The following is a 14961-nucleotide window of genomic DNA, read 5'->3' as shown; positions in this document are numbered from 1 at the left end:
CAGTGGGCAGTCGGCAGCAGTTTCTGCCTACTGCACTCTGCTCACTGCCCGCTGATCCCCTTATTTCCCAATCGCCACTTCGAGCGCCAGCAGCGTGTAGGAGGTCACCAGGACATCATTGGCCTCCCAGAAGCGGTTGTTGCTGTTGACCCAGTAGCCCTGGCCGGTTTTTGAATCCACTTTCTGAAGGTTGACCAGTTTCTTGGCCAGGGCGTCACGCCACAGGATCTGGCTTTGATCATTGGCGGGAATACGGTCGTGGCCATAGGCGGCCAGCGCCTTGCTGAGGACGCTGTAGAAGTAATAGAGTCCCTGGTCGCCCATGCCCGGGTTTTCGTTCAGGGTCCAGTGTTTGGCGGCCCAGTCAAAGGCGGATTGAACCCGGGGATCATTCTTATTCACGTCGGCATAGATCAGGCTGAGCAGTCCGGCGTAGGTCATGCTGCCATACGAGCGGAACACGACGACGCCCTCTTTGTTGGTGGTGGTGCCCGCCTTGCTGTCATCGGGACGGTAGGCGAAGCCTCCGGCATTCTCAGTGCCTGCGGTGGCCTTGTTTTGAACACGGTCAAGGAACCGCACGGCGGCGGCCCAATCCAGATCGACATGGGCTTCCGATTTATCGCGAAGGTCTTCAGCGTTTTGGGTCAGGCGCATCGATTCGTAGGCAATGACGGAATCGCTTAAATCGGTATAGTCACGGCCGGTTTCCCGGTCATAGCCCATGCCACCTTCATAAAGGTCATTGCCGAAATGCTGGCCTGCGGCCACAAATTTCCGGGCCTTGAGGACCACGGGGGTATATTGCGGGTCATTTAATGAGTGGAGGGCAATCATGCAGAGGGCCGTATTATAGTTGCTGAGTCCGCCGCCCTTGCCGGGAATTTTGCGATAAATCCCGCCATCAGGTTGCACGTTGCTCAAAATGAATTTGGTGGCCTTGGCGATGACCTCGGCTTTTTTGGGGTGGGTACTCATGCTGAAGGCCCAGAGCGGGAGTGCCGTCAGAGCGGGGAAACTCGCTTCAGACCAGGATCCGTCCTCCTTCTGCTGGGCGGCCAGCCAGTCGAGTCCCCGGTTGAGGGCGGCTTCGGCTTCTTTGGCCGTGGAAATGTCGATTTTGCCGCCGGTCGGCTGTTTGGAGACCAGTGTGACCGTCTCGGAAACCGCGAACGCTGAGGTGAGGAGGCAGGATGCAACCAGATAAACGCTTAAGGTCTGATATTTCATAGGGCAATTCCTTCTTTAAGTAATGGCTGAACAGTATATACTTCCTTCTGTAGGGCTCAAATAGATAAAGCGCGGGACTCGCCCAAAAGGTTCGGTAGGCGCGGCTTTTTCTCCATTTTTTATTGCGGGCGGTGCTGAATCATCGTAAATCTAGTGGTTCTCATCATGTGATCAGGAGTATGACATGGCTAAAGGGAAAATCGAAATAGATGTAGATCTGTGCAAGGGGTGTGGCCTTTGTGTCAGAGCCTGTCCGTCCGATGTGATCCAGATTTCCGAACAGGGACAGACCAACAAATATGGCTACCGTTATATGACGGCCGCCCGTCCCCCGCAGTGTACGGGGTGCGGGATGTGCCGGCTCATGTGCCCTGACAGTGCCATTACGGTCTGGCGTGCCACCACCACGAAGCCGAAAGGGTAAAAGGGTATTATGGGCGAACGAGTCTTAATGAAGGGGAATGAAGCGATTGGAGAAGCGGCAATTCGCGCCGGGGTGCAGTCTTATTTCGGCTATCCGATTACGCCGCAAAATGAACTGATTGCCTATATGTCTGCCCATATGCCGGCCCTGGGCCGGACGTTTATTCAGGCGGAGAGTGAAGTGGCGGCGATTAACATGGTCTATGGCTCTGCGGCGGCGGGCATGCGGAGCATGACGAGTTCGTCGAGCCCGGGCATGTCGCTCAAGCAGGAGGGAATCTCCTATCTGGTAGGGGCCCAGCTCCCCGCAGTGATCGTGAATATTATGCGGGGCGGGCCCGGTCTCGGCAATATTGCGCCCTCCCAGGCGGATTACTTCCAGGCCTGCAAAGGAGGCGGACATGGCGACTATCATCTGGTGGTTTATGCCCCGGCCAGCGTCCAGGAGGCCGCTGATTTGACGGCCAAAGCCTTTGATGTGGCCGATCGCTACCGTAATCCCGTCCTGATCCTGGGCGATGCCGTGATCGGGCAGATGATGGAGCCGGTGGTATTGAGTGACGTGACGCCCCAGCCGCCCACCAAACCCTGGGCGCTGGGCGGGCCCCGCCATGGGCGCAAATCGAACTTGATCAACTCCCTTTCCCTGGCGGAGGGGGTCGTTGAAGAGTGGAACTGGATTTTCAAAGCCAAGTATGAGGAGATGAAGAAAAATGAACTCATGGTCGAACTGCTCGACTGCGAGGATGCGGACCTGATTCTGGTCGCCTATGGTACGACCTCCCGCATCTGCCGGGATGTGTTGAAGCAGGCGCGGGCCAAAGGCCTGCGGGTGGGATTGATCCGTCCGATCACCCTCTGGCCGTTCCCCTATAAGGCGATGGCCCGGCTGGCAAAGCAAACGCGCGAATTTCTGGTGGTCGAGATGAGTCACGGGCAGATGATTGAAGATGTCAAGTTGGCCGGGTTGGGTGAGGCGGCGCTCCATTTCCATGGACGCCCGGGGGGCGGGATTCCGAGGGAATGCGATATCATGGAAATCATCCACCATGTGCTGGTGAACAAGCGAGTGGGCACGGTCACGACACGGGGCTCTGTGATCGACTGGGAAATTTCCTGAGACAGGGATGTTATGAGCGACATGGATATGAAAAAAGTCGGCGGCCGATCCGCATTATGGAATGACAAGCCCTCCCCGTATTGCCCCGGGTGTGGCCATGGGGTGGTGCATCGGGTGATTTGCGAGCTGATTGAAGAATACCAGCTGGCAGATCGGTGCGTGTTTATGGCGCCCGTGGGCTGCTCCATTCTGGCTTATACGTTCCTGGATCTGGACATCTGCCAGTCCGCCCATGGCCGGACCCCTGCGGCGGCAACGGGCATCAAGCGCGCTCATCCGGACACCTTTGTCCTGGCCTATCAGGGGGACGGGGATCTGGCGTCCATCGGGACGGCTGAAATTATTCATGCGGCCAACCGGGGCGAGAATATCACCACTATATTTGTGAATAATGCCATTTACGGGATGACGGGCGGGCAGATGGCACCCACCACCCTGGTGGGGCAGAAGGCCACCACCTGCCCGGACGGGCGGGATGTCTCCGCCGGGATGGGCTATCCGCTCAAGGTGTGTGAGCTCCTGCAGAGTATCGGGGGGGTCGCCTACCTGGCGCGCACCACGGTGCACACGCCGGCCAATGTGGTCAAGACCAAGCAGGCCATCAAGAAGGCTTTTGATGTGCAACTGAATAAACAGGGATTTTCGCTGGTGGAAGTCCTCACGTCCTGTCCGGTCAACTGGGGGATGACGCCCTTGGAGGCGCTGGATTTCGTGGATCAGAATATGGTGCCGCAGTATCCCCTGGGCGAATATAAGGTTGGCGGCCTCAGTGTGACGCCGACGGTTTAGGAGGAGGACGCGATGGAGCATCGATGCATATTTTCGGGATTTGGCGGGCAGGGGGTGATTTCACTGGGCGCGTTAGTGGCCAATGCCGGAGTGGTGGATCACCGGCAAGTCACGTTCTTTCCTTCGTACGGGATCGCCATGCGCGGCGGAATGGCATCGTGCACCGTGATTGTATCGGATAAAGCCATCGGGTCACCGATCGTGAATGAACCGACGGTGATGATGGTCATGGATGAGGCATCGTATGATTGCTTCCAGGGCAGGGTGGCGCCCGGCGGCTGGCTTGTTGTGAATTCGAGCCTGGTTAATAAGCGGAGTTCCCGGCCGGACATCAAGGCGGTGTATATTAATGCCACCGGTATTGCCCAGCATTACGGGGATGGCCGCATGGCCAATATGGCGATGCTGGGGGCTGTGATCAAATTGACCGGTATGGTGTCGTTTGGGGCCGTGGAAACGGCCATTAATAATATTTCTTCGGTCAAGCTCAGCAAGCTCATCGGGAAGAATTTGCAGGTCATGAAACAGGGGTTTGAAGAAGTAAAGCAGGGCGGGAGTTAACCTATGTCAGCCAAAATTGATTTTGATAAATTGTCTTTTTCCATCACCCCCGGGGAGGTCATGTTCATCAGCAAATGCAAGTCTGATGGAGTATGGAATCAAGGTGATTATCTGCCGTACGGGGACATTTCAATCTCGCCTGCGGCGGGAGTACTCAATTACGGACAAGGGTTGTTCGAGGGATTGAAGGCGATGCGGACGAAAGCCGGGAAAGTGGTGTTGTTCCGTCCCGCGGAAAACGGCAAGCGCATGGCGGAAGGTGCGCACCGGGTCTGTATGCCGGCCTTTCCCGAGGACAAGTTTGTGGAGGTGATCTGCGAGATTGTCCGCCGTAATGTGGACTTTGTTCCTCCGTACGGCAAGGGCAGCCTCTATATCCGCCCCTGTCTCTGGGGGACGGGGCCGGTATTAGGGGTGTCGCCTGCACCGGAATTCACCTTCATGGTTTATGTCTCACCGGTGGGGCAGTATTTCAAGACGGGCTTCAAGCCGATCAAGCTTGAAATTACCCGCGACTTCCATCGTGCGGCACCGAAAGGCACCGGCGGGGTGAAGTCCATCGGGAATTATGCCGGGGCCATGTTGCCGGCCAAAATCACCAAGGCGAAAGGCTTCAATGAGTGTATTTATCTTGATGCCCGGGAGAATAAGTACATCGAGGAAGTCGGGGCGGCCAACTTCTTCTGCGTCAAAGGCGACACGTTGCTGACGCCTAAGCTGGGGTCGATCCTGCCCGGAATCACCCGTAAATCCGTCATGCAGATCGCGCGCGAGGTCATGGGAATGAAGGTGGTGGAGAAGAACGTGTCCGTGGAGGAAACGCTCGCCTCCGATGAGGCGTTTTGCTCCGGCACGGCCGCTGTGATCAGCCCTATCGGGTCAATCACCTATGAGGCCAAGGAGACGGTGTATAAGCATTTCGAAGTCGGGCCTGTCACTCAGGAGTTGTATAACCATCTCACCCGTATTCAGTTGTGCGAGGAAGAGGACCGGTTCGGCTGGATTGTTACGGTGATGTGACGGGGCGGAGGCGTGAATCGAAGGGCGGCCGGCACCGGGGGCGTGATGGTGAGAAATGATCGTAAAACCCATAGTGTTATGGTTGCTGTTGCTTTCGACACTGCCGGCGTGGGGTCAGGTCCCTGACCCTGAGGCCGGCGCGCGGGGAGTGGTTTTGGAATTTTTCTTCGAAGTGGGTTGTGAGAGTTGTGCAGAGGTGCGGCAGACGGTGTTGCCTGAATTGGCGCGCCGTTATTCGGGATACTACGAGCTGCGCGAACGGGACATAGGCCTGCAATCCAACTATCTTGCGCTGGTCCGTTACCAGGAACTGGCCCACACCCGGGATAATGAGCCCGTCAGTATGGTGGTGGCGGGCCGGACTTACCTGGCGGGTGTCGCCCGCATCAAAGAACAGTTGTTCCCCGCGATCGAGTCGGCGCTCTCCCGGCAGATATCAGGGGAGACTGGCGAAACCGCCGGGGATGCCGCGCTCCGGGCGCGGGAGGCAGGGACTCAGGATTTACAACGAAGGGTTGAGCGGTTTACGTTGTCGGGAGTGATAGTGGCCGCGGTGGTGGATAGCATTAATCCCTGTGCGATTTCCGCGTTGGTGTTCTTTATGAGCCTCATGTCTGCGGCACGGATCGGGGTCGCCCGGATGTGGATCTCAGGGCTGGCCTTTCTGGCCGCCTGTTTTGTGACCTATCTGGGAATCGGTTTCGGGCTTCTGAAGGTTCTGGGCTTTTTGACGGCGGTCCGGGAATGGAGAGGGATCATTGATTGGACGCTCGTAGCGGTCATGGCGGGGTTTGCGTTCTACTCATTCCGGGATGCGATCCGGTATCATCGAACCGGGCTGGCCTCGGAGGTTTCGCTGAAGTTGCCCGACCGGATACAAGCCCGGATCCATCGGGTGATGAAAAGCGGTTTGAAGAGTCATCATTTGATTTTAGGTGGACTCGGCATGGGGGCGGCGGTTACCCTGCTGGAGAGTGTATGTACCGGGCAGGTGTATGTTCCCGCCCTGGTGATGATGCTGAAATGCGGCCAATCCACCTGGCGCTGCACGGCGTATTTGCTTCTTTATAATGCGATCTTTGTGTTGCCATTGCTACTGGTGTTGGGATTGACCTGTGCCGGCTTGAAAACGCCGGCGTTGGTGGCGTGGAGTCGGAAAAATGTGGTGTTGAGTAAAATTTTGCTGGGGATGCTGTTTTTGGGCATGATTGCCCTTATGGTGATCTTGCGTTAATTGAGAGGTGAGGTATGCCGATGAAGAAGAAAATAAAGGAAGATAATGTTCAGGAAAAGTTGCGGGTGATGGCGTCGCATGCGCGGGCGGTGTCGGCTTCGCAGGCGGTCAAGGCGGAAAGCCGAATTGTCATTGCGGTGATCGGCAAGGATCGGCCCGGGATTATGGCCGGGGTGACCGGGGTGCTGGCAAACGTCGATGCGAATATTCTGGATGTGAGCCAGACGATCATGAGCGACCTGTTCACGATGGTCATGTTGGTGGATATCAAGGGGATCCGGGTGCCCTTCTCAAAACTCAAGGCCACGCTGGAGACTTACGGGGGCACTTCCGGCCTTTCCATCATTGTGCAGCATGAAGAGCTGTTCCGGGCGATGCATCGCGTTTAAACCGAACGATCAGGGGATAACCATGGCTATCAGCACTCAGGAAATTATTGAAACGTTAGGCATGATCCATGCCCAGAACCTGGATATCCGCACGGTGACCATGGGGGTCGACCTCCATGATTGCGCGGGTGAGGATGTCGCGCGGGTGGCCCGGAAGTGCTACGACAAGGTGATGAGAATGGCCGGGCGATTGGTCCCGACGGCGGAGGGGGTAGCTCAGGAGTACGGGATCCCCATCATCAATAAACGGGTGTCGGTGACGCCCATCGCCTGGGTGGCCGCAGCCTGTGAATCCCGGGATTATACGCCGATTGCCCGCGAGCTGGATCGCGCGGCGCGGGAATTGGGAATTGATTTCATCGGGGGCTTTTCGGCCCTGGTACAGAAGGACATGACTCCGGCCGGGGAGGCCTTGATCCGCTGCATCCCCCGGGCATTGGCACAGACGACCCGGCTCTGTTCCTCGGTGAATATTGGCACGACCAAAGCCGGCATCAATATGGACGCAGTCGCCTTGATGGGGGAAATCATCAAGGAGGCGGCCGCCTTGACGGCGGATAGTGGCGGAGGCGCCTGTGCCCGTCTGGTAGTTTTCTGTAATGCCGTTGATGACAATCCCTTTATGGCCGGGGCCTTTCTGGGGGCAGGCGAAGGGGATGGCGGGTTGTCGGTGGGGATTTCCGGGCCGGGCACCATCCGGGCGGTGGTTCAGGCGCTGGGACGGGATCTCGATTTGCAACTGGTGGCCGAGGAAATCAAACGCGTGGCGTTCAAGATCACGCGGGCGGGCGAGTTGGTGGGCCTGAAGTGTGCCGCCCGGCTCGGGGTTCCCTTCAACATCATCGACCTGTCATTGGCGCCCACCCCGGCCCCCGGGGATTCGGTGGCCGATATCCTGGAGGCACTGGGGCTCGATAAAGTCGGGTGTCCGGGCACCACCGCAGCGTTGGCGATGCTGAACGATGCCGTCAAGCGGGGCGGGGCCATGGCGACCAGTCGTGCCGGCGGGATGAGCGGGGCATTTATTCCGGTCAGTGAAGATGCCACGATGGCGCGGCGTGCCGCGGAAGGGGCGTTGACGATCGAGAAGCTTGAAGCCATGACGGCGGTGTGTTCCGTAGGTCTGGATATGGTCATTGTTCCGGGTGATACGACGGCGGAAACCCTGAGCGGGATTATTGCCGATGAAGCCGCCATAGGCATGATCAATAAAAAGACGACGGCCGTACGCATCATTCCCGCCCCGGGCAAGCGGGTGGGGGATTATGTGGATTTTGGAGGGTTGCTGGGAGGGGGACCGGTCATGCCGATCAATACTCATTCCTGTGCGGTCTTTGTCCGGCGTGGCGGGCGCATCCCGGCCCCCTTGCAGGGGCTGAGCAACTAGTCGTTCCAGAATGAAAGAGACGATACCCATCCCCGACAAACCCGGCAAGGATCAGCGTGAAAACATTTTTTTCATGCTAGTGATTCTGGCGGTGGCGGTTATTGCCTATGGGCCCTTAATGGGAGGCGTCTGGGAAATGAGTGCCCGGACCACCCAGGCATTGAATGCCTTTGTGTTGCTGGGGGTCGCTTTTGGCGATGCGCTGCTAACGGCCATGAAAACGGCACCCTTCCGGCCGACCATCCATTCCCACGGCCTGCTTTTATTCGGGTTGTCCTGCCTGGCCCTGGCGATTGCCTCGGGGTCGCAGGTGTGGCCATTTGCTGTTCTGGGACTGTGTTTGAACGTCGGGGCCTTGCTGTCTTTTTGTTTTGGCCGTCAGGGAGTGCGGGCCTTTTATCCCGCGTTGGCCGCCTTTGGCGTCATTGTGCTGATGCTGGTATTGGTACCGCAAGTGGATGAGCAGCTCAGGCTGCTGGCTGGCCGGGTATCCGCCCTGGTGCTTCCCCTGTTGGGGATCCGGACTGAATTGCTGGTCCAGCCGGCCCCTTTCCAGGTGTTCCTGGTCGCGGAAAAGGGCGCAGGAGTGTTCAACGTGGCCACGGAATGCAATGGCCTGGGGATCCTGATGTCCTCGGTGGTGTTAAGCCTGATTACCACCCTCAAGCGCCGCCTGCCCGCCTATGGCGTGGTGCTGTTGCTCGCCGTATCCATCGTGGTCGGGCTGGCTTTCAATATTGTCAGAATTGTGGCGATCGCGTTAACCGCTCTGCGTACCGACCTTCTGTACTCCTTTATCCATGAAGGAATCGGTACGGCGATCTACTTGCTGGCCTTGTTGGCGGTATGGTGGCTGAATAGCTGGGGCAGGAAAAGGTTTTGACGGAGCAAAACCCTCCATTGATTGGAATCAGGGGAGAAACTTTTACTGGAATCCATCCTTCATGTGATCCCGGTTCGGAAGTTCATTGAAGTGTCCCTTGTGTTTGATCACCAGCTCCCATTGTTTGGCGTATTTCAGGAAGGCGCCGTAGGAGGCCATCAGGGCAATTGCCAGACCGTGACGTCCATCGAGAAATCCACCACGCAGGAGGTATCCTTTTACAAACCTGAAAATCGGGTGGGTAAGCATGTCGAGCCAGAAAAACTTCTCATTTTGAGCAAACTTGTGTTGGGCCGTGATGGTTGAAAACCGGTTCAAGGTGTTGATATGGTCGGCCAGATCGTCATAGGTGTAGTGCCAGATCGGGTGCTTCAGCCGCTTGACGGGGCCACGTACAACGACCTTGTCATGGGGTTCCTCCCCCTCGGTACGGCCGTAGTCTTTCCTGAAAAGCCGCAGTTTAACATCCGGGTACCATTCGCCATGCCGTATCCAGCGCCCCAGATAATAGACCTGGCGGGGGAATTCATAGCCGATAAAAGGAGATGGCCCTGCTTCAAATTCCTGGAGGATTTCTTCCCGCAGGGCAGGGGATACTTCCTCGTCGGAATCCATGAAGAGGACCCATGGGTATTGGGCAAGTTCCCGGACCGTATTCCGCTGGCCGACGTAGCCCCGCCATTCCCGCTGATGCACATTTTGTGTATACTGCTGGCAGATCTCAATCGTGCGGTCAGTGCTGAAGCTGTCGAGGACAATGATTTCGTCACACCAGGTCAGGCTCTCCAGACACCGGGCGATTTTCCGCTCTTCGTTGAAGGTGAGAATACAAGCTGATATTTTTTCCCGCATGAGTGAATCCGTTAGTGCTTCAGACTGTCAGCCTGGATGGGGGTGGCATCGTTTGAGGCCGTGTTTGAGGGGGCATTCGTACTGAGTGACGGGTCAGTGGGCGGCGGGATGAGGCCCATAGACACTTTCGCTTCCTCCAAAAGGATGGCCGGTAATGGGGTTTCAGGTATGGCTTGTGTCTGAGCATTGAGTTTTCGCGCCTCTGCGAGGTACTCGGTGGCAAAGTCCAGGATCTGGCGTGCGGCCTCGATTTCCTGATCAATGTTATTAGTCCTGGTTTCGATGAATAGTTCCCGGGCTTCAGCAATCTCCGGTGGGGTTGAGGTCAGGGAAACGGCCGGGTTAATCACGATTCTGGCCACATTGGTGACCGTCCAGTCGGTATTGTTGGTGTCCGTGGCCGCTGGGGTGTGAGTGCGGCGCGGGGCCGGGTTGGGGGCGGGGAGGGCTTCGGACTGGTGGCGACACTGATTAAGGGTCAGCGCGATGCTGGTGATAAGCAGGACCGGCAATCCGATGGTTATCCATTTTCGCCATTGGCGGAGTCTGGCAAAGGGGTCCCACGTTTCTGCGCCGCGCTGAGATTGAACAAACAGCCGTGTGCTTCCGATTTCGATGACATCCCCGTGTTTCAATTCGGATTCGTGAACGCTGGTTTTGTTGACCAGTAGGGGCGGGAGGGCCCCGGCGGCCGTTATCTGGAGTCCGGTGGGGCGTGACGTGATCCGGGCGTGGATTTCTCCGGCCTGGGGATCGGGCAGTTGGATATCACAGGAGGCACCCTTGCCAATGGTGAGGGGGACGCGGCCGATCTCCAGCCGATCTCCACGTTTTTCACCGTTCAGTATGACAATGCGATACGACATAAAGGTCGGCATCATACACAACCCTTAGCCGTGATTGGAGTCTTTTTTGCATCAACTGCCTAATTGATGCGGGACATAATCGGTATGGACGGAAGGGGGCGGGATGGGGGTGTCGAACCAGGACTGGAGGTCGGAGTCAAGACCGACCCCATACATGTAATTGTAAAGGGATTTCCGGAGTCCACGGCCCATGGCGGCGTGATCGCATTTGACGGAATCAATGAAGGGGACTTCATTGCGGGCGAAGCTCGATTTGGGAAGCCGGGGGATGCGGATGCCGAACTTTTTCGGGGCGTTATAAATCGGGCTGTGGACCGTCAAGGCAAAGCGATGCCAATAGGCCGAATGGATGCACCCTGATTCGAAGAGTTGCCTCACATATTCGAGGGAATCCACAGTATCCTGAATGGTTTGGGACGGGCAGCCATACATGAGATAGGCATGGACGAGGATGCCGGCTTCGCTCAAGGCATGGGTGACCCGGGTCACCTGGTTGAGATTGAACCCTTTATCGAGAAGGGTGAGCAGCCGGTCGGTTGCCGATTCCAGTCCGCCCGTTACAGCGATGCACCCTGATTTTGCCAGTAAGGAGGCCAATTCTGGGGAGAAGGCTTTGTCAAAACGGATATTCCCCCACCAGGTAATCTTCAGGTTGCGATCGAGGAGCTGTTGGGCAAGTTTCCTGAGCAGGGCGGGCGGCATGGCTTCATCCACAAAATGAAAGCCCGTTTGGCCCGTTTGCCTGATGATCTCCTCAATCTGCGAGATCAGGACATCCGGCGGGGTGGGCTGGTAATGGTGGATATAGTCCAGACGGGTATCGCAGAAGGCACAGCGATGCCAGTAACAGCCATGGGCGAGAGTCAGTTTGTTCCAGCGGCCGCAGGACCAGATTTTGTGCATCGGGTTGGGTAATTCGATCAGCGAGAAATAACGGTCCAGGGGAAGCCCGGAAAACAGCGGAGTGACGGGGCCGGAGGGTAACCGGGACGCAGGAAGGCTTGGCTGAGGCTCCGGGAGGAAGCACACACGGTTGTTGTTGCGAAGAAAGGTCCGTTCAAGCCGTGGGAGGGGGGGGCGGTTTCCCGGGTTTGTCAGGTGTTCAATAATTCCCAGAAGTGGCTGTTCGCCCTGATCGAGGGTGATGAAGTCGGTATAGTCGAAAACGCGAGGATCGGAGAGGGAGCGAAGTTCGGTGTTGATATAGCCGCCCCCCATGACAATAGGGAGGGTCGGATTTTGTTTTTTAATATGCCGTGCGATTCTGAATGCCGCATAAACGTTGCCGGGGAACGGGAGTGTGAGGCCGACCAATTCCGGGCGGTGCGCCTGCATCAGTTCAGCGGTGATATCATCAATCATCCGGTCCACTAGAGTGGGCTTCCGGCGCAAGGCGGTGGCAAGGCCGTCGAAGGAGGGGGCGCTGGCGGCAAGTTTCTCGGCATATTTTGCCAATTCAAAGTGGGCGTCGACCCCTTCACGGATGGCATCCGAAACATCATCGAGGTAAAGACTGGCCAGATGGATGGCCAGATCATGCGTGGCCATGTGTCCCAGGGTTGGGGCAAGATGGGCATGGGCTTCGGCCAGGGCCTGGAAGCGGGGCCCTTCGGGGAGGAATTGGCGGGAGGCGATCCGCCAGGCCAGAGTAGGGTCCTTCCCTTGGAGGAAGCGGATAATGGGGTCAATCGTGGCTTGGTATTCTTTTACGTGCAGAAGGAAGTGGCGAACACACCGTGAACGTGCCCGGGGCTTCATGGCCTTTGCGACCTGCTGGAGTCCGGAACGGGAAAACAAGCGGAGCGCCAGCATGAGCGCAGCGTCTGCCTGAATTACGGTGTGTGGGGTTGGCTTGAGCAATCCGGCCAGATACGCGGTGGCCGGGTAGGGCGCATTGACTTGCACCATGGGGGGCGTGATCAGGAGAATGCGCATGGTGCGGTGAGGCGGAGGCTAACTTGACCTGAGCGAATGATGTGAGGCGAGGAGAGCCTTGAGTCGGGCCGCTGTTTTCTCCGCATGCTCCAGTTCAGAGGCAAACTCATCCGTTACGGCCGAGAGGGATTGATTCAGGGCGGCGATTTTGGCTTCCAACGGCGCGAGTTTGGCTTCCAGTTCGGAGATTCTGCGATTGGCGGTCATGGCGTCGATCGCCGATTTCCCGGCAAGCTCATGAAGGGTCCGTTCAGCCTCTTTGACGCGCAATTCAGCATATTGGACCTTTGCGTCAGCGTCCCGGACTCTTGCATCAGCATTCCGGACCCTTGTGTCAGCTTCCTCTGCTCGCTTGATAGAGAGTGCAGACTCCCTGGTGGCTGTTTCGAGTCTGGATTTCAGGGACGAGATCTCTCCCAGGATCACGGTGGTCCCCGGGGAGACCCGGGAGGATGCCAGCGGGCCGTTCAGGATGACTTCGGGTTCAGTCCATTTTGCCACGGGAATGACGGGTTCGACCGGTTCAGGCCGCAGCCGGGTGATAACGGGCTCTGCAATGGGCTCAGGGGTCGGGAAGGGGGGGGCGGGGGCTTCAAGCACAACGGGGATGGCAGGCTCTGTAACTGTAACTGCTTCAGGTGCAACAATTTCCTCTTCGATTTTTGGCTGTTCCGGAGAGTTAACCGGGATAATGCCCGAGCACTGCTTGCATTTGATCTTTTTTCCGATAAGCGTTTGAGACACCTTGGTTTGCCATTGGCATGAAGGGCAGACGACGGAGATATTGGCCCCGCTAGAGGAGTCGGAAACCTGCCCGAGCACAATGGGTGCGCCCGCTTTTTTGGCGGAGCTGACCGGCTGAGGCGCGCCCGATGGCTGCATCGGTTTGGGCGGCGGGGTTAATTGGGCGGTGGAGCTCGCCGATGCAATCGGGGCTGCAGGGGCAGGAGCAACAGGTTGAGGGGGGGGCGGGGCTACTTGTGTGCTGACGCTGGGTGTAGGGGCTGGAATCGCCGCTGGTGTGTGTGCAGGAGCCGCTGCTGCAGGAATCCCTTTCCCCACCGGGATGGGTTTGCCGCACTTCGGACACTTCACTTCGGTAGGCATTCTGGCCGGCATTGCCTTGATTTTAAGCTTCGCCTTACAGTTTCCGCACTCAATGGGGATCAATTCCATACCGTACTCCTTCAATCAATTCATTCTGTCCTGCTTCGAGATTCCTGAAAATAGCAACGGCGCAGGGAATAAACAATCCCATTTCGGAGGAAAATAAAAAAACATCGGATCAGTTATCAGAGAAATCCGTAAATTCCATGGGCACCGGGTATGGGGAGGTGATGTTAAGATGCTTTTATGAAGACCAAAGGTCCGTTTCCCTTGTTTTTCGTCTCTCATCATGACAATCTTTAAATCTTTACAGATGTACACAAATACTGAGTGGCGCTTTGGTCGTTGCTGTAACATTGGCTAGTGGCTAGCAAGTTTCGAAATACGCACGGTATAATGGAAGTAGGGTTAATGGACACTGGAAAAACAAAAAACCTGATTGAAAGAGTCATCACGCCGCATGGTGTCATTTGGAATTTTCTACGGGCCATCTATCATTTCGTGAAGTCCGCTTTCAGGCGGATAGCAAAAAACGGCATTTTCCTTTTTGAGGGTGAACTTCAAATGGCTTCCAGTGAGCATCCTTTGAAACTTGGCAAGACGCTGGAGTTATTTAACCCGCTATCGGTGCTGGATGTCGGGTGCGGTACTGGATGGTCAATTGAATACCTTTTGACGCGCGGAATCGATGTTATTGGCCTGGAGGGCTCGGAATTAGCAATACGGAAAGCCAAGCATCCTGAACGCATAGAGAAGTGCGATTTAAGACGTGAACTCAACTTAACCCGTCGGTTTGATATGATCTGGTGTATCGAGGTCGTTGAGCACGTGCATCCATCGCATGTTCATAACCTGATGCGAACCTTCGTCAACCATTCTGATCGCGTGGTGATGTCTGCGGCGAAGCCCGGTCAAGGGGGGGAAGGGCACTTCAATGAGCAGCCCCCCGAGTACTGGATTGAATTGTTTGCCCAGTATGGATATGGCTATGATGAGTCCAGTACTCAAATATTACGACAGCTGAAAGAGTGTTATAGCGAGAGCATGCTGGTATTCTGCCGCAAGGGCAATCTGAGCCAACAGGGATGAATGTATCGGTCGGCAAGTTGGAGTGAAGGAAAAGGTGTTGTGATAATGAAGCCGATAATAGGTGCCCGCTTTGCTG

15 protein-coding genes are annotated in these 14961 nt (G+C 56.6%); 10 read left to right on the top strand and 5 right to left on the bottom strand.

From position 1 onward, the window contains the following. Positions 1-60: 60 nt before the first annotated feature. A complete protein-coding gene (locus WCS52_07700; protein ID MEI6167063.1) occupies positions 61-1230 on the bottom strand; it encodes a prenyltransferase/squalene oxidase repeat-containing protein in 1170 nt (389 codons plus the stop codon). Between the two features lie 184 nt (positions 1231-1414). Here WCS52_07700 and WCS52_07695 point away from each other — a divergent pair, with 184 nt between their 5' ends. The 9 genes from WCS52_07695 (at position 1415) to WCS52_07655 (ending at position 9036) form a co-directional block, all read left to right on the top strand. Further along, entirely contained in the window at positions 1415-1654 is a 240-nt protein-coding gene (locus WCS52_07695) for a ferredoxin family protein (protein MEI6167062.1), read from the top strand. Between the two features lie 9 nt (positions 1655-1663). Beyond that, the gene (locus WCS52_07690) at positions 1664-2773 is read left to right on the top strand and encodes a 3-methyl-2-oxobutanoate dehydrogenase subunit VorB (protein MEI6167061.1); all 1110 of its coding nucleotides are present in this window, start codon (positions 1664-1666) and stop codon (positions 2771-2773) included. Between the two features lie 27 nt (positions 2774-2800). Next, positions 2801-3562 carry a thiamine pyrophosphate-dependent enzyme gene (locus WCS52_07685; protein MEI6167060.1) on the top strand — a complete coding sequence of 254 codons (762 nt, stop codon included), beginning with the start codon at positions 2801-2803 and terminating at the stop codon, positions 3560-3562. A gap of 12 nt (positions 3563-3574) precedes the next feature. After that, positions 3575-4123 carry a 2-oxoacid:acceptor oxidoreductase family protein gene (locus WCS52_07680; protein ID MEI6167059.1) on the top strand — a complete coding sequence of 183 codons (549 nt, stop codon included), beginning with the start codon at positions 3575-3577 and terminating at the stop codon, positions 4121-4123. Between the two features lie 3 nt (positions 4124-4126). Beyond that, a complete protein-coding gene (locus tag WCS52_07675; GenBank protein ID MEI6167058.1) occupies positions 4127-5143 on the top strand; it encodes a branched-chain amino acid aminotransferase in 1017 nt (338 codons plus the stop codon). Positions 5144-5198: 55 nt separating this feature from the next. Continuing rightward, complete coding sequence (locus WCS52_07670) at positions 5199-6377, top strand: hypothetical protein (protein ID MEI6167057.1); 1179 nt, start codon at positions 5199-5201, stop codon at positions 6375-6377. A gap of 68 nt (positions 6378-6445) precedes the next feature. Next, the gene (locus WCS52_07665) at positions 6446-6766 is read left to right on the top strand and encodes an ACT domain-containing protein (protein ID MEI6167056.1); all 321 of its coding nucleotides are present in this window, start codon (positions 6446-6448) and stop codon (positions 6764-6766) included. Positions 6767-6788: 22 nt separating this feature from the next. After that, complete coding sequence (locus WCS52_07660; GenBank protein MEI6167055.1) at positions 6789-8153, top strand: PFL family protein; 1365 nt, start codon at positions 6789-6791, stop codon at positions 8151-8153. Between the two features lie 10 nt (positions 8154-8163). Next, positions 8164-9036, top strand: a complete 873-nt coding sequence (locus WCS52_07655) for an archaeosortase/exosortase family protein (GenBank protein ID MEI6167054.1) — start codon at positions 8164-8166, stop codon at positions 9034-9036. A 42-nt stretch (positions 9037-9078) separates the two neighbouring features. Here the strand turns inward: WCS52_07655 and WCS52_07650 are convergent, their stop codons facing one another. Genes WCS52_07650 through WCS52_07635 form a run of 4 tightly spaced genes read right to left on the bottom strand, consistent with a single transcriptional unit; the run spans position 9079 to position 13865 of the window. Continuing rightward, positions 9079-9888, bottom strand: a complete 810-nt coding sequence (locus tag WCS52_07650) for a glycosyltransferase family 2 protein (GenBank protein ID MEI6167053.1) — start codon at positions 9886-9888, stop codon at positions 9079-9081. Between the two features lie 11 nt (positions 9889-9899). Beyond that, positions 9900-10769 (bottom strand): FHA domain-containing protein, encoded by an 870-nt coding sequence (locus WCS52_07645; protein MEI6167052.1) that lies wholly within the window; start codon positions 10767-10769, stop codon positions 9900-9902. Between the two features lie 36 nt (positions 10770-10805). Continuing rightward, entirely contained in the window at positions 10806-12689 is a 1884-nt protein-coding gene (locus WCS52_07640) for a radical SAM protein (GenBank protein MEI6167051.1), read from the bottom strand. Between the two features lie 18 nt (positions 12690-12707). Further along, entirely contained in the window at positions 12708-13865 is a 1158-nt protein-coding gene (locus tag WCS52_07635) for a hypothetical protein (GenBank protein MEI6167050.1), read from the bottom strand. A gap of 342 nt (positions 13866-14207) precedes the next feature. Between WCS52_07635 and WCS52_07630 the strand changes: the two genes are divergently transcribed. Next, a complete protein-coding gene (locus tag WCS52_07630) occupies positions 14208-14885 on the top strand; it encodes a class I SAM-dependent methyltransferase (protein ID MEI6167049.1) in 678 nt (225 codons plus the stop codon). The last annotated feature ends 76 nt before the right edge of the window (positions 14886-14961 follow it).

This window comes from bacterium (assembly GCA_037128595.1).
Taxonomy (GTDB): Bacteria; Verrucomicrobiota; Kiritimatiellia; order CAIKKV01; family CAITUY01; genus JAABPW01.
This window is presented reverse-complemented; position numbering and strand designations above follow the sequence as displayed.